15 protein-coding genes and 1 pseudogene are annotated in these 18,128 nt (G+C 63.4%); 1 reads left to right on the forward strand and 15 read right to left on the reverse strand.

The features are described 5' to 3' along the window. The 3 genes from MBELCI_RS09285 to MBELCI_RS09295 all read right to left on the reverse strand — a co-directional run. A partial coding sequence (locus MBELCI_RS09285; protein WP_052512709.1) for a cbb3-type cytochrome c oxidase subunit I occupies nucleotides 1–1,537 on the reverse strand: 1,537 nt, incomplete at its 3' end. Then, on the reverse strand, nucleotides 1,534–2,466 hold the full coding sequence (locus MBELCI_RS09290) for a cytochrome ubiquinol oxidase subunit II family protein (RefSeq protein ID WP_021693935.1): 933 nt from the start codon (nucleotides 2,464–2,466) through the stop codon (nucleotides 1,534–1,536). The genes MBELCI_RS09285 and MBELCI_RS09290, both read right to left, overlap by 4 nt. Before the next feature lie 225 nt (nucleotides 2,467–2,691). After that, nucleotides 2,692–3,282, reverse strand: coding sequence for an NAD(P)H-dependent oxidoreductase (locus MBELCI_RS09295; RefSeq protein WP_045319941.1), 591 nt, complete (start codon nucleotides 3,280–3,282; stop codon nucleotides 2,692–2,694). A gap of 291 nt (nucleotides 3,283–3,573) precedes the next feature. On the opposite strand from MBELCI_RS09295, the gene MBELCI_RS21020 reads away from it, so the two are divergent. After that, nucleotides 3,574–3,969 carry an ATP-binding protein gene (locus MBELCI_RS21020; protein WP_045319942.1) on the forward strand — a complete coding sequence of 132 codons (396 nt, stop codon included), beginning with the start codon at nucleotides 3,574–3,576 and terminating at the stop codon, nucleotides 3,967–3,969. Nucleotides 3,970–4,082: 113 nt separating this feature from the next. Here MBELCI_RS21020 and MBELCI_RS09305 read toward each other — a convergent pair whose 3' ends face one another. From MBELCI_RS09305 to MBELCI_RS09360, 12 genes and pseudogenes are all read right to left on the reverse strand, one after another. After that, a complete protein-coding gene (locus tag MBELCI_RS09305; protein ID WP_045319943.1) occupies nucleotides 4,083–5,177 on the reverse strand; it encodes an HPP family protein in 1,095 nt (364 codons plus the stop codon). Between the two features lie 167 nt (nucleotides 5,178–5,344). Next, nucleotides 5,345–5,935, reverse strand: coding sequence for an exopolysaccharide biosynthesis protein (locus MBELCI_RS09310; protein WP_021693939.1), 591 nt, complete (start codon nucleotides 5,933–5,935; stop codon nucleotides 5,345–5,347). 341 nt (nucleotides 5,936–6,276) lie between these two features. Next, a pseudogene (locus tag MBELCI_RS09315) lies at nucleotides 6,277–7,362 on the reverse strand (DUF475 domain-containing protein). Between the two features lie 540 nt (nucleotides 7,363–7,902). Then, nucleotides 7,903–8,841 carry a transaldolase gene (gene tal / locus MBELCI_RS09320; protein WP_045319944.1) on the reverse strand — a complete coding sequence of 313 codons (939 nt, stop codon included), beginning with the start codon at nucleotides 8,839–8,841 and terminating at the stop codon, nucleotides 7,903–7,905. Between the two features lie 221 nt (nucleotides 8,842–9,062). Next, nucleotides 9,063–10,682, reverse strand: coding sequence for an FGGY-family carbohydrate kinase (locus MBELCI_RS09325; RefSeq protein ID WP_021693942.1), 1,620 nt, complete (start codon nucleotides 10,680–10,682; stop codon nucleotides 9,063–9,065). Further along, a complete protein-coding gene (locus MBELCI_RS09330) occupies nucleotides 10,679–11,719 on the reverse strand; it encodes an aldo/keto reductase (RefSeq protein WP_021693943.1) in 1,041 nt (346 codons plus the stop codon). Before MBELCI_RS09330 ends, MBELCI_RS09325 begins: the two co-directional genes overlap by 4 nt. A 37-nt stretch (nucleotides 11,720–11,756) precedes the next feature. After that, nucleotides 11,757–12,392: a dihydroxyacetone kinase subunit L gene (locus MBELCI_RS09335; protein WP_021693944.1), complete on the reverse strand. Its 636-nt coding sequence runs from the start codon at nucleotides 12,390–12,392 to the stop codon at nucleotides 11,757–11,759. Between the two features lie 11 nt (nucleotides 12,393–12,403). Further along, complete coding sequence (locus MBELCI_RS09340; protein WP_021693945.1) at nucleotides 12,404–13,405, reverse strand: dihydroxyacetone kinase subunit DhaK; 1,002 nt, start codon at nucleotides 13,403–13,405, stop codon at nucleotides 12,404–12,406. 15 nt (nucleotides 13,406–13,420) lie between these two features. Beyond that, nucleotides 13,421–14,284 carry an ABC transporter permease gene (locus tag MBELCI_RS09345; protein WP_021693946.1) on the reverse strand — a complete coding sequence of 288 codons (864 nt, stop codon included), beginning with the start codon at nucleotides 14,282–14,284 and terminating at the stop codon, nucleotides 13,421–13,423. Between the two features lie 178 nt (nucleotides 14,285–14,462). Continuing rightward, nucleotides 14,463–16,010: a sugar ABC transporter ATP-binding protein gene (locus MBELCI_RS09350; RefSeq protein ID WP_021693947.1), complete on the reverse strand. Its 1,548-nt coding sequence runs from the start codon at nucleotides 16,008–16,010 to the stop codon at nucleotides 14,463–14,465. A gap of 81 nt (nucleotides 16,011–16,091) precedes the next feature. Then, nucleotides 16,092–17,090: a substrate-binding domain-containing protein gene (locus MBELCI_RS09355; RefSeq protein ID WP_021693948.1), complete on the reverse strand. Its 999-nt coding sequence runs from the start codon at nucleotides 17,088–17,090 to the stop codon at nucleotides 16,092–16,094. Between the two features lie 30 nt (nucleotides 17,091–17,120). Then, on the reverse strand, nucleotides 17,121–18,128 hold the full coding sequence (locus tag MBELCI_RS09360) for an ABC transporter permease (protein ID WP_021693949.1): 1,008 nt from the start codon (nucleotides 18,126–18,128) through the stop codon (nucleotides 17,121–17,123).

Genomic DNA, 18,128 nt, shown 5'->3' on the forward strand with positions numbered 1-18,128 from the left:
GGAAGATAGGCCGCTCGAAGAAGGCCACCGTCCGGCGCGGCATGCCGAGAAACCCCAAGCCATAGAGCGGGAAGAAGGCGAGGATGAAGCCCCCGATCCACGCGACGGCGGCGCGGCGGCCCCATTTTTCCTCGAGCCGGAAGCCGAAGGCCTTGGGAAACCAGAAGGTATAGGCCGCAAGCATGCCGAAGAGCAGGCCGGGAATGAGCATGTTGTGAAAATGCGCGACGAGGAAAAGCGTGTTGTGGGTGACGTAGTCGAGGCTCGGATTGGCCAGCACGATGCCTGTGACGCCGCCGATGACGAACAGCATCAGGAAGCCCGCAGCATAGATCATCGGCACGCCCAGACGCACGCGGCCCCGGTAGAGCGTCAGCATCCAGTCGTAGACCTTCACGCCGGTGGGGATGCCGATCAGCATCGTCGCGATGCCGAAGACCGTGTTGAGTGAGGCCGACTGCCCCATGGTGAAGAAGTGATGCACCCAGACGGTGAATGAGAGCACCGCGATACAGATCGTGGCCAGCGCCAGAGAGGTGTAACCGTAGAGCTTCTTGCCCGAGAGGGTCGAGATCACCTCGGAATAAACCCCAAAGGCGGGCAGGATCAGGATGTAAACCTCCGGATGCCCGAACAGCCAGAACAAGTTGGCATAGAGCATCGGGTCGCCGCCCCCGGTATTGGTGAAGAAGTGAAAGTCCAGGTAGCGGTCGAGCGCCAACATCGCGGTCGCCAATGTCAGGGGCGGCATCGCGAAGATCATCAGGATCGACACGCACAGCGCGGTCCAGCAGAATAGCGGCATCTGGAACATCGCCATTCCTGGCGCGCGTTTCTTGTAGATCGTCACCGCGAAATTCATCCCGGCCAGCGTCGTGCCGAGCGACGACAACGTCATTGCCCAGATCCAATAGTCGGGACCAACATCGGGACTGTAGCTGGTTTCGGTGAAGGGCGGATAGCCACTCCAGCCGCCGATCGAGAACGGCGTGAACAGCAGCGACGCCATGACGAGCGCCGCCCCCGCTGCGGTGAGGGCGAGGCTGACGGAGTTCAGAAGAGGAAACGCGACGTCGCGCGCGCCGATCTGCAATGGCATCACGAAATTGATGACGCCAGTCAGGAACGGCATGGCCATGAAGAAGATCATGATCGTGCCATGGGTCGAGAAGAGCTGGCCAAAATGCTCGGGGCTGAGAAAACCGCCGCCCAACCCGGCGGCCTGCTGCGCGCGCATCACCGATGCCTCCGCCAGCGCCCGCGCCAACATGACGAAGGCGAGCGCGATATACATGATGCCGATCTTCTTGTGATCGAGGCTGGTCAGCCAGTCGCGCCAGAGCGTCGCCCAGAGCCTGTGGCGGGTCAGCACCCAAGCCGTGACCAGCGCACCCAGCACCATGATCCCCGCCGCGCCGCTCGCAATGAGACCGTTGATGATGCTCGACGCGCTCGGGTGCATCACCATTTCCCAGAACGGCAGCGCGTTCCAGTCGAGCCGCCCGAACGCGGCATCGAGGATGCCAGCAAGCGTCATCGATCAGCGTCCATGTGCTGCGAGGCCATTGAGCCTTTGGCGGTCTCGGACATCACCCGCGCAAAAAGGTCAACCGGCAGGCTGCCGAACAGGATCTCATTCCCCTGGCGGTCCAGCGCGCGGGCCAGATCGGAGGCCACACCCTCCCGGCTCAAGGCATCCAAAGCCGCCGCATCGAGTGCCGGTTTTGTCGCAGCATTTCGCGCCCAGTCTTCGAACGCCGCCTCGTTCATCGCAATGGCCTCGAACTTCTGCATGTGAAAGCCCTTGCCGTTGTATTGAGAGTTCTCGCCCTTGAACCGCCCGGGCGCATCCGCTTCGAGATGCAGCCATGTCGACATGCCGCCCATGGCATAGACTTGGCTGCCAAGCGCCGGCAGGAAGAACGACTGCATCACGGTGGCCGAGGTCAACTCGATCTCCAGCGGTTGCCCTGCTGGAAAGGCCAGCAGATCGACGCTGGCGATGCCGAGATCGGGATAGATAAACAGCCACTTCCAGTCGTAGCCAATGACCTGCATGCGCAACGGATCGGCCTCCGAGACGAGCGGCGCGTAGGGGTCGAGCCGTGTCGTGTTGACCCAAAGCAACGCCGCGAGAATAACTACCACCAGCGTCGGGCCGCCCCATAGGGCGATTTCCCATCCGCGGGAAAACGCCCATCGCGGCTCATAATCAGCCCCGCCGCGATCTCGGTAGCGCCAGATCAGCCATGGCGTCAGCGTCAGGACTGGCAGCACGACCAGCGCCATCAACGCGGCGACCAACCAGAAATGCGTGCGCTGTTGCGCGGCTACCGGACCCAGTGGGTCGAGGAAGCTCTCGACCCCGCATCCCGGCAATAGCAGAATGGCAACAAGAACCAGAAGCCTTCGAAGGGCTCGTCCCCCATCAATGCCAGCCCTTGTGACTTGGCCAACTGGTTTCATGCGGCCTCACCGTGCCGACTTCTATTTTCCTGATAATACAAGGGGGATGGCGTCATTGCATTGTCACCGAGAAAGACTCTGGCGTCAGAGAAGCGAGGAAGAAAGGGGGGATCAATCAGTCGCTCCTGAGCATCGCTATTCATGAAACTCAAGCAGCACCGGCAAGGCCCGGGTCGATAGCGCCTTACTCGTCTGAACCCCAGCCTCTTTTCCACCGAAATTGCTTCAACGGTAGAGTTTCTCGGCATACTCCATCAGCCGCCGGGCCTGAAATGCCACCGACTGCTTTCCAGTTTCGTCGAGGGGACCTGGCGTGCAAGAGTAACCGTAAGGGTTACCGCCATCCTCGAACTTCACCGGGTCCGCGTAGCCGGGCGCCACGATGATCGCGCCCCAATGCATGGCGGTCACATAGATCGATTGGATCGTCGTCTCCTGACCGCCGTGCGGGTTTTGTGCTGACGTGGTCGCAGTCACGACCTTGTTGGCCAAGGCTCCCGATTGCCACAACGGGCCCAGCGTATCGACAAAAGCGCGGAATTGACTTGCAGGAACACCGAAGCGGGTCGGTACGGAGATAAAATAGCCGTCGGCCCATTCCATGTCATCGAGCGTGGCTTCCGGGATGTCCTGCATCTTTTGAAACTGATCTCGCCAGGCCTCTTGTCCTTCGACCACGTCGCGTGGCGCGGTTTCGCGGCATCGCCGTAACCGCACCTCAGCCCCAGCAGCCTCGAGAGCACTGGCGGCCTGCAAAGCGATGCCATGATTGGTGCCGTATGTGGAATAGAAGAGGACGGTGATTTTCGCGGCCATGAGCTTACCTGTGATTGGTGGATCTTTGGCCAAACGGATGGCCAGCCAGATAGGTCCCTTGCCGCATCGGAGATGCTCTTCGTGGTCATTGTTGGGGTGCTGAGCCAACGCGCGTCAGTTTGGAAACGCGCCCGGCTCAGGTGAATGCCGCCCAGTCATAGGCGAAGCGGCCCCCCCTCCCCCTCGGTTGCAGTGTGAGTTTTTAATTCTCTGGCCAAAAGCTATCCCTCTCGGAATTCAGACGAGGGGTTGGAAGGGGCAGACCCTCTGACCTCAGGCGCCGACAGGGGCTTGCCCGTCGAACGCGATTCCGGACCCGATCTACGATCGGAGTTCAAGCAGGTCGTGATCGATATCGAGATCGAAGCCGTCACGCCGCGTGCAATCCATGTCGCCCTCGCGATCAAGCGGATCGACTGCGACCGCGCCCGCATGGGCCAGCTTCTCTCGAACCTGCTGAGCAATGCCGTCACCCATGGCTCGCCGGATCTTCCCGTGCGGGTCGAGGCCCGGGTTCTGGACGGGATCTTCCAGCTCACGGTGTCGAATGCGAGCGCCCCCATTCCGGCCGCGGTGCTGCGCGGGCTGTTCCGACCCTTCTCGCGGGGAAAGGACAGCAAGGGCTCGGTGATCGGCCTGGGCTCTACATCGCGTCCGAAATCGCCCGGGCGCACGGAGGTCATCTGACCGCCGAGATGCGGAGCGGCAACGTCGTTTTCACGATGACCATGCCGGCGGCGGCCCCAGCGGCGGATCGCGCGCTCCGCGGCCCCGAAAGTCTGAGACTTCCCGCGGAGCAGCTATGCTCGGGAGGGCTCGCGCGAGACCTCGAGCACGAGCCTCAGGACGTCCGATCGGGTCAGCACACCGGCCAGGCGGCCTTCCTGCATGACGGGCACGACCTCGGCACCCTGCCGGGCGAACCGGTGCAGGAGAGATCCGATCGGCTGGTCATGGGAGGCGATTTCGGTCGGCGGTCGCATGACATCTCCGGCGGCGAGTTCCGACGCTTGGCCGCCCCGCCCTGCCTCATCGACAGCGATCAGAGGATGCAGAAGGTCGGCCTGCAACACGAGACCCAGCAGTCTCCCGTCCGGCCCTGAAACCGGCACACTCTTGATCGGGTGCTCGCGGAACAGCGCTGCGACATTGGCCAGCGAGGTGCCAGATGAGGTCGTGATCAGGGGCCGGGTCATGACATCGCCGCAGGTGATCCCGTTGAAGCGCTGTCGCACCGCGACCTCCTCGGCCGCAGCCAGCACCCGGCCGAGATCCGCGGCCCCCATGTTGGCGGACTGGTGGAACCGCGCGAGGAGCGCCTCCAGGGCCTCGTTTGTCAGTCCGAGGCGTTGGCCCACTCGATCTGCCGCCTCCTCCATCTGCCGGAAGGGATAGACCCGCCCGGTGAGACGATTGTATCCGGTGGCAGTCAGCACGAGGGCCACCGTCACGACACCGACCGGTCCGATGACGAACCAGAGCCCGGCGTTCAGAACAGGCTCCGGATCGAGCGCGCTCAGCAAGGCGACCGCGCCTCCGGGGGGATGCAGAGCGCGCAGCAGCATCATGACGAGGATCGCCAGTCCGACGGCCACCGCCGCGGTCCAGGGGGACGGGACCAGGGCGATGACAAGAAGCGCGACCAGCGCCGAGCTCATGTTGCCGAGGATGGCCGACCAGGGTTGGGCCAGCGGGCTGTTCGGAGCGCAGAACAGCAGGACCGCGCTCGCGCCCATCGGGGCGATGATCACGAGTGGCAGTCTGGCGCCTTCGGAACTCAACATGGCGATGAGACCGCAAAGTCCGAGGCCGAGGAAGGCTCCGCCCGCGGCTCTGATCTGCTCCGGAACCGAGAAGCGTCCCATGGCCGGGAAGAGGTGGTGGAAAGGGTGCATCGCGGGATCTGTCTCTTGTGAGCCGCCTGCTCGGTAAGCGGACTGCGATGCTTCTGCCGCATATTCAGGCAAATGGAAAATGCAGTGACTGCCTCAGGCCGCCGTCGCCATCGGCTTCGAAGGATGCGACGGAGAATGCCCCGTGGACATGAAGCCGACGGCCCCCGTCAGCCGGCGAACCCGAACTGCCAGACGGCGACCGGCACCGCGATGAGCAGGACCAGGGACATCACCGCCAGGGCACCGTCGCGGGTCAGAAGCCCGGCCGCGAACAGGGCAATGACGGCGGACGCAATGGAGCCCGAGGTCGGCACGATCTCCATCACGGGCATGAAAAGGGTGAGACACAGGATCAGGATCAGCGGCAGCCATAGCCACGGGCGATGGAAGAGAAAGGTCAGGCGGGGCTTCAGGTAACGCTCGACGAAGTGCACGGGCCTGCGCAGCCAGCCGATCCCCTTGCAGAGCTTGGCGGCCGACATATGCCGACGGGTGATGAATTCCGGAAGCCAGAGACATTTGCGCCCGATCATCATCTGCACGACGAGGATGAAGACAATCGCCGCCACCACGGTCGTGATGCCGGGAATGGCGCTCGCCGGCGACGTCGAGATCAGCGAGAAGACCAGCATCAGGGAGGCGAACGACTTGTGGCCGAGTTTCTCGATCACGTCTGAGATCGCGATACTGTCCCCTTGGACCGAGCTTTCCAGCTGATCGAGAACCTCGCTGAGAGCACGCCTGCGTTCGTCTGCCATAGAGACCTCGGAGAATCCGGTTCGGTTACGGCACTCAACGGCACGGGCCGTCGCCGAGTTTCCAAAGCCACATCTATAAGTTACGGCGCGAGATGGCTCGTCCGAGGGCAAGTCACGGGCAACTTCTGCAAGGCGGGCCGGCCTTGCCGCAAAGACCGCCCGGCGACCGGGCATGTTCCGGAATGATATCCGGCGTGCTCTGTCGTCGCGTTGCAGCCACTGATCGGCGGAATGACCAGTGAACCGAACCCAAGCAGGATACCTTCGCCGCACGCGGTATTCCTGAGGGAAGGCCCTTCCCTTATCGCATGAGTCGTCCCGCGCGCGCAGGCCTTCTTGCGCTACGTCGTGTTCTTGCGGTTCCAGGCAATTGAGGACCAAAGCGAGATGCCGATCAGCACGGCCCCGGCCAGCCCGGTGATGACCTCCGGAATGTGAACCAGGGACTGGGCGAACATCACGACCGACAGGACGATGATCGCGTAGAACGCGCCGTGTTCGAGATACCGATACTGGGTCAGGGTGCCGTTCTCGACGAGCATGATGGTCGTCGAGCGGACGAACATCGCGCCTATACCCAGCCCGATCGCGATCACGAACAGGTTCTGGCTCAGGGCGAAGGCCCCGATCACACCGTCGAACGAGAACGACGCATCCAGAACCTCGAGGTAGAGAAAGGCGCCGAGCCCGCCCTTTGCCCCGGCCGTCACCGCTCCGCGGGAGTGGTCGAGAAGCCCTCCGACGACCTTGACACACAGGAACGTCAGCAGCCCCCAGATGGCCGAGCGAAAGAAGACCTCGCTCTGTGCCTCTTGCAGCTGGCTCGAGAAGGCGAGCACGAGCAGCAGAACGATGGCCACTTCCACCCCGCGGATGGTGGCATACTGCGCCATCTTGCGCTCGAACCACCGCACCCAGTGCACGTCCTTCTCCTTGTCGAAGAAGAAGGAGAGGCCGACCATCATCAGGAAGGTGCCGCCGAAGGCGGCGATGGGCAGGTGGGCCTCCTGCATGATGCGGGCGTATCGATCGGGGTCCGACGCCGCGAGAACGACCGCTTCCCAGGGCCCGATCCGCGCTGCGATGACGACGATCAGCAGCGGGAACACGATCCGCATGCCGAATACAGCGATGAGGATGCCCCAGGTCAGGAAGCGGTGCTGCCATTCCGGCGTCATCTGCTTCAGCTTGTTGGCATTCACGATCGCATTGTCGAAGGACAGGCTGATCTCGAGCACCGCGAGGACCGCGCAGATCATGAGGACCGTCGCCATTCCACCCAAGGTGCCGGAGGATTGTCAGCCCAGGGCGGCCCCCAAAGCGAGACCGATCGCGGTCACGGCGAAGGCCCAGCGAAAATGGCGGAGAACGCCCCGCTGCGATGGGCCTGCCCCTCCGATGGAGGCAGGCGTGCGAGTATGGGACATGATTGAAATCCTGATGAAGGCAGATCGATTTCGATGCCGACATCACGGAAGCGCCGTCACTTCCGCCAGAGGGGCCCGGTCATCGGGTTCGTGCGGCATGCTTAGGGGTATTTCGGGGAAGCGCAAACAAGTCCGGGCCGCAGATGCGCACCCTGGAGTGGATCGGGCGCTTGGGAAGGCAAGAAGGCATGCCTGCCCCGAATGACCGGTTGGCCTTGCCTTTCATATGCCTCGACGGCCCGGAAATGTCCCGCTCGCGGTCCGGATCACGCTTTGTCTGTCTTTCCTGCTGGGCCGGTCGGCGCAGATGCGATCCGCGCTGGCTGCGAGGCGATGGTCGGACTGATCGACGAAGAAGACACCGATCGTCAGTCTCGAAAGTTCGAAGGCCCTACCTCTGGCAGATGTCCCTTTCGTATCCGATAACCCGTCTTAACGGCCCGTAGCACATAACGATACTGGTCTGCGGTTAACACCCTTCCGATCGCCCCCGAAGAGTAAGGGCCGACGGCTTCCAAGCCGACGGCCCACCCTGCCACATCAGGTGCGAGCACCTATCAATTCGATGAGCTTGTGATGATCGGCGTCGAAGTTTCGGATGCCCTCGGCCAGTTTTTCCGTTGCCATCGCATCTGCGTTCATCTCCCAACGGAACGTAGGCTCGTCCATGGAGAGGCGTGCCCTATCCTGCGTCTTGTCCGGCGACAGAACGCGCGCGAGCTCACCCTCATCCTCTGACAATTCTTCGAGAAGTTTCGGGGCGATCGTCAGCTTGTCGCACCCGGCCAAGGCTTTGACCTGACCGATATTGCGGAACGAGGCCCCCATGACGATCGTGGCGATACCGTTCGCTTTATAGTAGTCATAGATGGCACACACCGATCTGACGCCCGGATCCTCATCCGGCGCGTACGTGTCCCGTCCCTCTGCGGCCTTGTACCAATCCGTGATGCGGCCGACGAAGGGCGAAATGAGATGCACCTTCGCCTCTGCGCAGGCTACCGCTTGGGCCAGGTTGAACAACAGGGTGAGGTTGCAGTCGGTTCCCTCGTCTTGCAGCACCTGCGCGGCGCGGATGCCTTCCCAGGTTGCGGCGAGCTTAATGAGGATCCGTTCCTTTCCAATGCCGCGGGCTGCATAATCGGCCACGATGGCGCGGGCGCGACGGATTGATGCCGCGCTGTCGAACGACAAGCGGGCGTCGACTTCCGTCGAAACCCGTCCAGGAACGAGTTGGGCCAGTTCCGCCCCGACCGCTACGGTCAGGGTGTCCGTCAATCCTTCGGGTGACAGGCCGCGCCGCCGCCCCGCCTCGATTTCCCGGGCAATCAGCTCTTCGGATGCGGGATCCTTCAGAGCGCCGAGAACCAGTGTAGGATTGGTCGTGCAGTCGACCGGGCAGTGGCGTTTAACCGCGGCGATCTCGCCGGTATCGGCCACCACGACCGTCATGTCGCGCAATTGCTCCAACACACTCATTGCTTCATTCTCCTGTTTTTGATCAACGGTAGACAGATCCGAGCGAGCCCCTGCGAAATCCCCCGATGCGGCGCGCTCTAAAACTTGGGCATCCAGATTGTAATGCCTCCGCGCAGTTTCCCGCCTCTTCAGACGCGGCCAGAACTGAATTCGACGAACGCTCAAATTGCTTTTCGCCTGCATGGCTGGCCAAAAAAACAACCGCCAACAGATAAGGCTAACTATGCGTCGGCGGCAGCAGCTTCGCGCATTGTGTTCTGAAACTGGCGGAAGACCCTATAGCGCGCGGCATGGCGGTAAGAGATATCGCCTCCCATGGGATGAATCCGATCGCCAAAACGCGACATGCCCGCCATAGCTTCCGACAGATCACGGAAACTTCCTGCCGCGACGCTTCCGAGGATTGAAGCGCCAAGCAAGACAGGCTCTTTCGTAGCAGGAATGGCGACTTCAACGCCCCCGGCGTCGGCCAGTAGCTGTTGTACGGTGACACTGTGCCCCGCCCCGCCAGACAGAACCACGCGCGCGATCGAGATCCCCATGTCCGCTTGGGCCTCGATGATCTGACGCAGCCCATAACCGATGCCGCATATACCGGCAACATAGAGCGCAACGAGACTGTCGAGATCACTCTCCAACCCCAGCCCTGCGATTACCGCCCGCGTGTAAGGATCGGCATGAGGGGCGCGGTTGCCCAGAAACTCCGGCACCACATGCAGGCCCGCGGCCAACCGAACAGCCTCTCCCGCCGTCGCTACCCGCGCGGTCGTCTCCGCCGCCAGCCAGTCAGGAAGGGCTTGGCCAGCCTCATCCGCGCGCCGCCCTGCCTCGGCGCTAAAGGGGTGGAGGTCTATCAGTCGGGCGATTGCCGCACCGGCACAGGATTGGCCCCCCTCGTTCAGCCACGCGCCCGGCACCATCGCGGCGTAGTAGGGTCCCCAGACACCAGGTACGAAGACCGGCTCTCGGGTGGTCGTCATCGTACAGGAGGACGTGCCGAATACATATGCCAGGTTCGCCTCGGGGCCGTCCTCCCCCGCGCCTATCGTGCCGATGCCGCCCGCATGCGCATCGATCAGCCCGGCCCCTACCGCTGTGCCAGGGCAAAGACCCAGATCCTCGGCCGCTGCCCGTGTCAGGCCATGACCCAGAGGCGAGCCTGGAGGAACGATGCGGGTTCCGATACGCGAGAACCCTTCGGCAACCAGCTCTTCCAGCCCGATCTGCCTGAAGTAGCTTTCGTCCCAGCGCGCCTCATGCGCCAGATAGGTCCATTTGCAGGTCACGGTGCAGGATGAGCGAGCGAGGCTTCCCGTTGCGCGCCAGCCCAAATAATCTGTCAGGTCGAAGAACTGCCAGGCAAGCGAAAAGATCTCCGGCCGATTTTCCTTCAACCACAACAACTTGGGAGTCTGCATCTCGGGCGACATACGCCCTCCCACATAGCGCAGGACGTCATGGCAGGTCTCGTTGATGCGGGCCGCCTGCTCCACGGCGCGGTGGTCCTTCCATACGATGATATCACGATCCGTCGCCTTCGGATCGCCGACCGGCAAAGGCGCCCCGCCATCGCCGAGAACGACGAGCGAACAGGTGGCGTCGAAACCGATCCCTGCGACGACCTCGGGATCGACCTTCGCAGCCGAGAGAGCGCCACGCACGGCTCGGCAGACCGCACGCCATATGTCGTCGCTCGACTGCTCCGCGATGCCGCCGGGTGCCTCGTGGCGGGCGATCGGGGCTTTTCCGGTGCCGAGCTGCGTGCCTGATCTGTCAAAGATACCGGCTCGCGCGCTGCCGGTGCCGACATCGACCCCGAGAAAGACCTTCTCTGCCGTCACCGCGCGACCGACAGATCCGCCTCGCCAAAGCGCGGGGCGGCGAACTGGGTCTGGTGCCAGAGTGGATAGATCTCCGGCGGCCGGCTGACCTCGTCCAAGCGCGTTAGCTCATCTGCACTGAGCGTGATATCGAGGGCGCGGAAGTTGCTCTCGAACTGATCGATCGACGTGCCGCCGACGATCAGTGACGCGACTGCGGGCCGACCCAGAGTCCAAGCCAGCGCGATCTGCGCCGCCTCGACGCCGTGGCTTGCGGCCATGTCATTGAGCACCTCAATGATGCGCCATAGCCGCGCCTCGTCGCGGATTGGCGGCTCGCTCCAACCACGATCCTGTCGACTATTCGGCGCGACCGGCTGGTTGCGGGTGTGTTTGCCGCTCAGCAAGCCCGCGGCGAGCGGACTCCAGACCGTCACACCGATCCCCTGATCGACGGAAAGCGGTAGTAGCTCGTATTCGGCCTCGCGCGCCTCAAGCGTGTAGTGGATCTGCTGCGTAACGAACCGCTGGAATCCGCCGCGCTCGGACGCCATAAGAGATTTCATGATCTGCCAACCGGTGTAGTTCGAGCAGCCCGCATAGCGGATCTTGCCTTGCCGGATCAGCGTGTCGAGCGCTTCCATCGTCTCCTCGACCGGTGTGAGGCCGTCCCATTCGTGAATGTGATAAATATCGATGTGGTCCCGCCGCAGCCGCTTGAGGCTGCGCTCGCATTCGCGGATCAGGTGCCAGCGGCTCGCGCCTTCGTCGTTGGGCCCCGCGCCGATGCGCATTCGCGCCTTGGACGAGACGATAATATCGGGGTCGCGCGTCGCCAGAACCTCGCCAACGATCTCTTCGGACAGGCCGATGGAATACATGTTGGCGGTATCTATCAGGTTGACGCCGTGATCGAGACAGCAATCCACGAGCCGGGCGGCCTCGGACGCGTCCTGCTGCGCGATGGCCGCGAAAGGGCCGGTTCCGCCAAAGGAGAAGGTGCCCATGCCAATGGCCGAGACCTTGAGGCCGGAGCGGCCGAGGGTGCGATACTGCATCTGGTTTCCTCTTTCGTGCGAAACGGGGCGTGGCGGTTCAATCGGCGGCGCATTCGGCCATGGTGCGGATCAGGATAACAGCAACGGTGCTACCCGCGTCTTGGATGCCACGGGTCTTTTCCTGAAAAGCTGCGGCCTTGCCATGCTGGGCGACGAGATCCTTGGTGTCCTCGAGCGCTTGCTCGGCCGCGACGCGGGCCCGGTCCAGCGCCGCGTCGAGCGAGGCTCCTTCGCGCGCCTGCGCCTGCATCGTCTCGGCGATCGGATGCAGCACGTCGAGCACGGTTTTGTCGCCGACCTGGGCCCGGCCCCGATGCGCGACCCCGTCGCGAAACGCGGACCAGAACGCGGCCATCTCGGCCGTCTCCAATCTTTCCGCTCCAGAGACCGCCGCGCTTCCGCGCAATAGCCCAGTGGCCATCAAGGTGCCCATCGTCGATGGAGCGGCGCGCGCGAGCGCCGCGCCGGCCGTCTTGAGCTGCGCCTCGGGCGTGGGCGTTTCCATCGCCGCCACGGCGTCATGCGCAGCACCAAAGCCCTTGGCCATCGTCAGACCGAGATCGCTGTCGCCGACCTTGCCGTCGAGGGCGATCAGCGCCTCCTTTTCGGCGGCGAAGACATCCGCAAGGCGCGCGAAGAGCGCTGCAATTTCATCCGTGCCAAACCCTTGCATCTCCGGCCCCCTTAGTTCGCGAGTTTTTTGAAGAACGGCGTGTCGCCACCGGCTGCGATCAGCGGCTCGAGCTCGCTATCGAGCTGCAGCACCGAGATCGAGGCGCCGGCCATCTCCATCGAGGTTGCGAATTCGCCGATGAAGGTGTGGCGGATCTGCGCGCCTGCGGCCTCGAGCCGTTGCGCGGTGCGGCGATACAGGATGTAGAGCTCTTCCAGCGGCGTGGCGCCGAGGCCGTTGACCAACACCGCCACCTCCTTGTCCTGCGTATAATCCTGTTCGGCCAAGATGCGCTCGATCATGCGGTCGACCACCTCGTCGGCCGGGGCAAGTGCATCGCGTGAGATGCCGGGCTCGCCATGGATGCCCATGCCGATCTCCATCTCGTTCTCGCCGATCTCGAAGCCGGGCTTGCCGACCTCGGGCACGATGCAGGGCGAAAGCGCGACGCCGATGGTACGGGTGCGCGCGCTCGCCTTTTCCGCGATGCGGGCCACCTCTTCGAGCGGCATCATCCGCGCCGCGGCGGCCCCGGCCGCCTTGTAGAGAAAGAAGATGCCCGCGACACCGCGGCGTTTGTGCTCCTCACCCGGCACCGAGGAGGCGACATCGTCGCGCCCGACCACGGTCGCGGTCTTGATGCCCTCGAGATCGGCCAGCTCGCCGGCCATGTCGAAATTCATCAGGTCGCCGGTGTAATTGCCATAGAGATAGAGGACGCCCGCACCCTGATCGACATGGCGCGTCACCTCGAGGATCTGCTCGGATGAGGGGGATTGAAAGACGCCGCCGACGCCGGCGCCGTCGAGCATGTTCTCCCCCACATAACCCAGGAACAGTGGCAGATGGCCCGACCCGCCGCCGGTCACCAGACCGACCTTGCCCGGCACCTGCTTGCTGCGCACGAAGCAGCGCAGGTCATCGCCCGCATGGGTCACTTCCGGATGGGCGCGGTAGATTCCGTCGAGCATCTCATCCACGAAGTTTTCGGGATCGTTGACGAATTTTTTCATTTTCAAGCCTGCTTGTCAGATGGATTGTTTTCGATCGCGCAGCACGAAGAATCCCGCAGCGATCAGGATGAAGGCCCCGACCACGACCCGTTGCCAGGTGCTGGGGATACCCACCAGCACCAGCACGTTGTTGACGACCGTGACCAGAAGCACGCCGGCGACGGTGCCAAGCACCGACCCGGTACCGCCGGTGATGCGCGCGCCGCCCAGCACGACGGCGGCGATCACGCCAATTTCCGTGCCAGCAAAGTCGAAGGGGTTGGCCATGCGGTTGGCCGAAGCCTGAATGATGCCCGCGAGCCCGGCCAGCCCGCCCGCAAAGGAAAAGGCAAAGACATGCACCTTGCGCAAATTGTAGCCCAACCGCGCGGCAACATCCGCATTGCCTCCCGTGGCAAATATCGCCCGGCCCATCAGGGTGCGGTTGAACAGATACCAAGTCAGCAGCGCCGCGACCGGGAAGGCCAAGAAATACATCGGCAAGGACACCGTGACCCCGTTGCCGGCCTTGACCTCAAGCAGCGACCAGGTGCCGAAGGCGACCATCTGCGGCGGGATTTCCATCAGCCAGACCGTCCCGACGAAGACGAGCAGCAAGCCGCGAAAGAAATACTGCGTGCCGATGGTCACGATCAGGGCGGGCACGCGCAGGCTGTTGACCAGAATGCCGTTGACGGCCCCGAAGACGGCTCCGATTCCGATGCCGCACAGCAAGATGACCCAGACCGGCATGCCAGGTGCGACCTCGAGGACCAGCTTGGTCATGCTGTACATCGCCACCGCGCCGATCGCGGGAAAGGACACGTCGATGCCGCCCGCAGCGAGGATGGTAAAGACGCCGAGTGCGAACAGCCCGGTGACCACGCTGGCGCGCGCCATGTCGATGAGCGAAGAGGCTGAAGGAACGCCGGGTTGATCAGTGCAACCGCGATGCAGATCGCGATCAACAGGAGGATCGTGACATATTCAGGATGCCGGGCAAAGATCGATAGCGGCACGCGCTCGCGCGGTCGGGGCGCGTCGCTCGTATCTTTCGGCGTTGTATGTGCAACGGTCATCATGCGGCCTCGCTTTTGGTTGCCAGCATCGAGCGATAGATGTCGTCCTCGCTGGCCGTCTCGGCGTCCAGCGTCTCGACGATCCGGCCCGAGTTCATCACCAGGATGCGGTCGCAGTTCTGCAAAAGCTCGGGTAAATCGTCCGACACGATCAGCACGCCGATGCCCTGTTCGGCCATCTCTTGGATGGCGTGAAAGATGGTTTCCTTGGAGCCCACATCGACGCCGACGGTCGGCCCGTGCAGGATCAGGACCCGCGGCGCAATGCTGAGCCAGCGACCGATCAGAACGCGCTGCTGGTTGCCACCCGACAGCGTGCCAACCGGCAGCGTCACATCCGCGGTGTTCAGCTTCATCGATGCAGAGATTTCGCGCGCCCGTGCCCGCGCCCGACGCTCATCGATCAATCCTCCAGGCCCGGACAGCTGGTCGAGGATCAGCGGCACCTCGTTAGCCCAAATCGGTTTTTCGAGGAAAAGTCCCTCGGCGAGTCGATCTTCGGGCACGTATCCGATCCCGGCTTCGATCGCCGCGGCGGGCGTGTTGATGCGGATCTCGCGCCCCTCAATGGAGAGTGTACCAGCGCTAATCCCGACATGGCCCGCCAACGCCATGGCAAGCTCGTTGCGCCCCGAATCCGACAAGCCGGTGATGCCGAGGATTTCACCGCGCCGAAGCGCGAAGCTCGCGTTGCGAAAGGCGCCACCGCCCGAAGCGATCCCCTGCGCCTCGAGAAGCACCGCATCCTGCGGCGCGCCCTTGCGGTAGCGCACTGCCTCGATGGCGCGCCCGGTCATCAACTCGGCGAGCTCGGCGCGGGTGTAGTTTTCGATCGGCCCCTGAGCGACCGAAAGCCCGTCGCGCATCACGATCGCCTCGCCGCCGATGCGGTAACTCTCCTCGAGCTTGTGCGTGACGAACAGCACCGCCACGTTGCGCGATAGCAGGTGCTCGACCGCCTCAATCAGCGCCGCCACCTCGTGTCGGGTGAGTGATGTGGTCGGCTCGTCCATGATGACCAGCCGCGCCTCGGCGGCGATGGCGCGTGCGATGGCGACGCGTTGGCGCATCGCCAGTGGCAGGTCCGACACCGCCTGCGATAGAAAGGCCCGGTCAGCCGCGACGCCCAGCTCGCGCAGCGCCCGCGTGGCGATCTCGTCCATCCGGTGCCGCGCAATGCGGCGCAAGAGACGCCCCTGCCCGGCCACCAACTGTTCACCAAGGGCGATATTCTCGGCCACGCTCAGATTGGGAAGCAGCGACAGATCCTGATAGACGGTTTCGATGCCCGCCTCCATCGCCTGCATCGGTGTCAGGTGATCCAGACGTTTGCCGTCGAGAAGTATCTCTCCCGAGCTTGGAGCATGCGCGCCCGAGATCACCTTGATGATGGTACTCTTGCCGCAGCCGTTCTCACCCAAGAGGTGATAGGCCTTGCCCTGTTCTATCGTCAGCTCGACGCCGCGCAGCGCGTGTACGCCGCCAAAGCGTTTGTGAACCGCTGACAGCGATAGGAATGGCACTGAGTCTGCGGCGCGGTCGGACATGGCTGTGACCTCGGGAATGGGAGTGGACTGGAGGCTGATCTGGACCGGCCCCGACGGGGGTCGGTCCAGATCGTTCGCGGATCAGAACAGGTGATCTTGGTAGGTGTCCTTGTCGGCCAGAACCATGCCGTCACCGACGACCAGCTTGCCGTCGCCCGCGCCTGGGCGCACCGAGACGGCGTTGTAGCCCTCGACCCCGAGGTCCATGCCGTCCTTGATCTCGCCACCCTCGAGCAGAATGCGGGCCACTTCGTTCATCGCCATGCCGGCTTTCTGCGGATCCCAGAAGCCGATCGCGGTAATCGCGCCGCTGTCGAGATAGGCGGCAGACGGATTGGGCAGCCCGGTGCCAACGAGGCAGACCTGACCGGTCAGACCGGCCTCCTCGATTGCCCTGCCGACGCCCAGCACGTCGTTGCCCGCCGAGGTCTGGAAGCCGCGGATGTCGGGATGCTTGCGCAGGATCTCCTTGGCCTTTTCATAGGTGCCCTGGGCGTCGTCGAAGCTTTCGTTGTTGGGATCGACCAGCTGCATGCCCGGATGCTGCTTCGCGTTCTCCTCGCCGGCGCCGACCCATTGCATATGCGTGCGGCTGCCGAGCGAGCCCACGAAGGTCGTCCATTTGCCTTCACCGCCCATACACTCGGCCAGACGTTCGTTCAGCGCGGTGCCATAGTCGGAATTGTCGAAGGCTTCGACGTCGACCATGGTATTGATCTGGTTGTCGGCCTCGTGGGTGACGATGATCGTGCCGCGATCCATGGCCCGACGCAGCACGCCTTCAAGGATGGTCGGGTCCATCGGCACGATCGCCAGCGCGTCGGTGCCCTTGGCGATCAGGTCCTGGACGATCTGCAGCTGTTGCGCCGAATCCGCCGTGGCGGGTCCGACCTGCGAGATCTCCATCTCGGGGTGCTGCTCGGCATAGGCCTCGACCCCGGTTTCCATGCGGTCGAACCACGGGATGCCGCTGATCTTCACGACCGTAGTGATCGTGTTGCCCTCCGCTGCCAGGGCGCCTTGGCCCGTGATGGCCATCGCCGAGCCGAACAGGGCGGCCTTGATTGCACGAGATGTCATACGTCCTCCTCCATTTCGCCCTCTCCTCCTTCAGCTCGGTGCGCGAGGGCTGCGCGCCGAGGGTAGCGTTGCGACGATCCGGTCGATGACCGCGAAGCGTCCCACGGCCAGGAAGCACAGGAGCAAGAGCCCCCAAGCCAGATCCCGGACGAAATTCGACATGCCCATGAAGTTCAGCAGGCTCGTCAGCAGCTGCAGCACGATCGCCGAGAGCATGACGTTCACGACCCGGCCGTACCCCCCCTCGGGGCGCACCCCCGCCATGACGGCGATCAGGATCGCGACGAGCAGGTAGGAGGTGCCGTAATCCCACTTCACGTTGACGTTGCGCGCCGCGATCACGACGCCCGCCATCCCCGCGAGCAACCCCGAGATGGCATAGGTCGTGGTCAAGATGCGCGAGATCGGAAACCCGCTGAACACGGCCGCCTTGGGGTTGGCCCCGGTAAGCATCAGCCGCACCCCGTAGCGGGTGAATTTCAGCACGACACCGAGCAGGATCACGACCCCGACGAAGATGAGAAAGCCGATCGGCACGCCAAGAGCCGTGCCGTTGCCGATCGAATAGAGCGGGTCATGCGCGCCCACCGCAACCGAACGCCCGCCCGACAGGACGACCGCCACCCCGGTGAACAGCATCTGCGTGCCCAAGGTACACAGGATCGGGGTGACCTTGAGCTTCGAGATGATGAGACCGTTGAGAACTCCGCCCAGCGTTCCGACGATCATGCAGCCCATGGCAAAGACGGCCGTAAACACCACCGGCTGTTGCGCAGCATCGAAGAACGCGACCGTAAAGATCCCTGAGGCGACGCCGGACATGTTGGCATTGGCAATACCTGACAGGTCGATACCACCGTTGCCGGCACACATGGCCAACATGACCCCAATGGCCAGAAACCCGATCTCGGGCAGCTGCATGGCCATCGACTGGAGATTGAAAGGCGACAGATAGGTGCCTCCCGACACCCAGCCGCCAACGGCCAGAAGCAAGGCGACCAGCACGGACAAAGTCACGAAATTTGGATCGAGTCTCAC

Source organism: Limimaricola cinnabarinus LL-001, assembly GCF_000466965.1.
Classification (GTDB): domain Bacteria; phylum Pseudomonadota; class Alphaproteobacteria; order Rhodobacterales; family Rhodobacteraceae; genus Limimaricola; species Limimaricola cinnabarinus.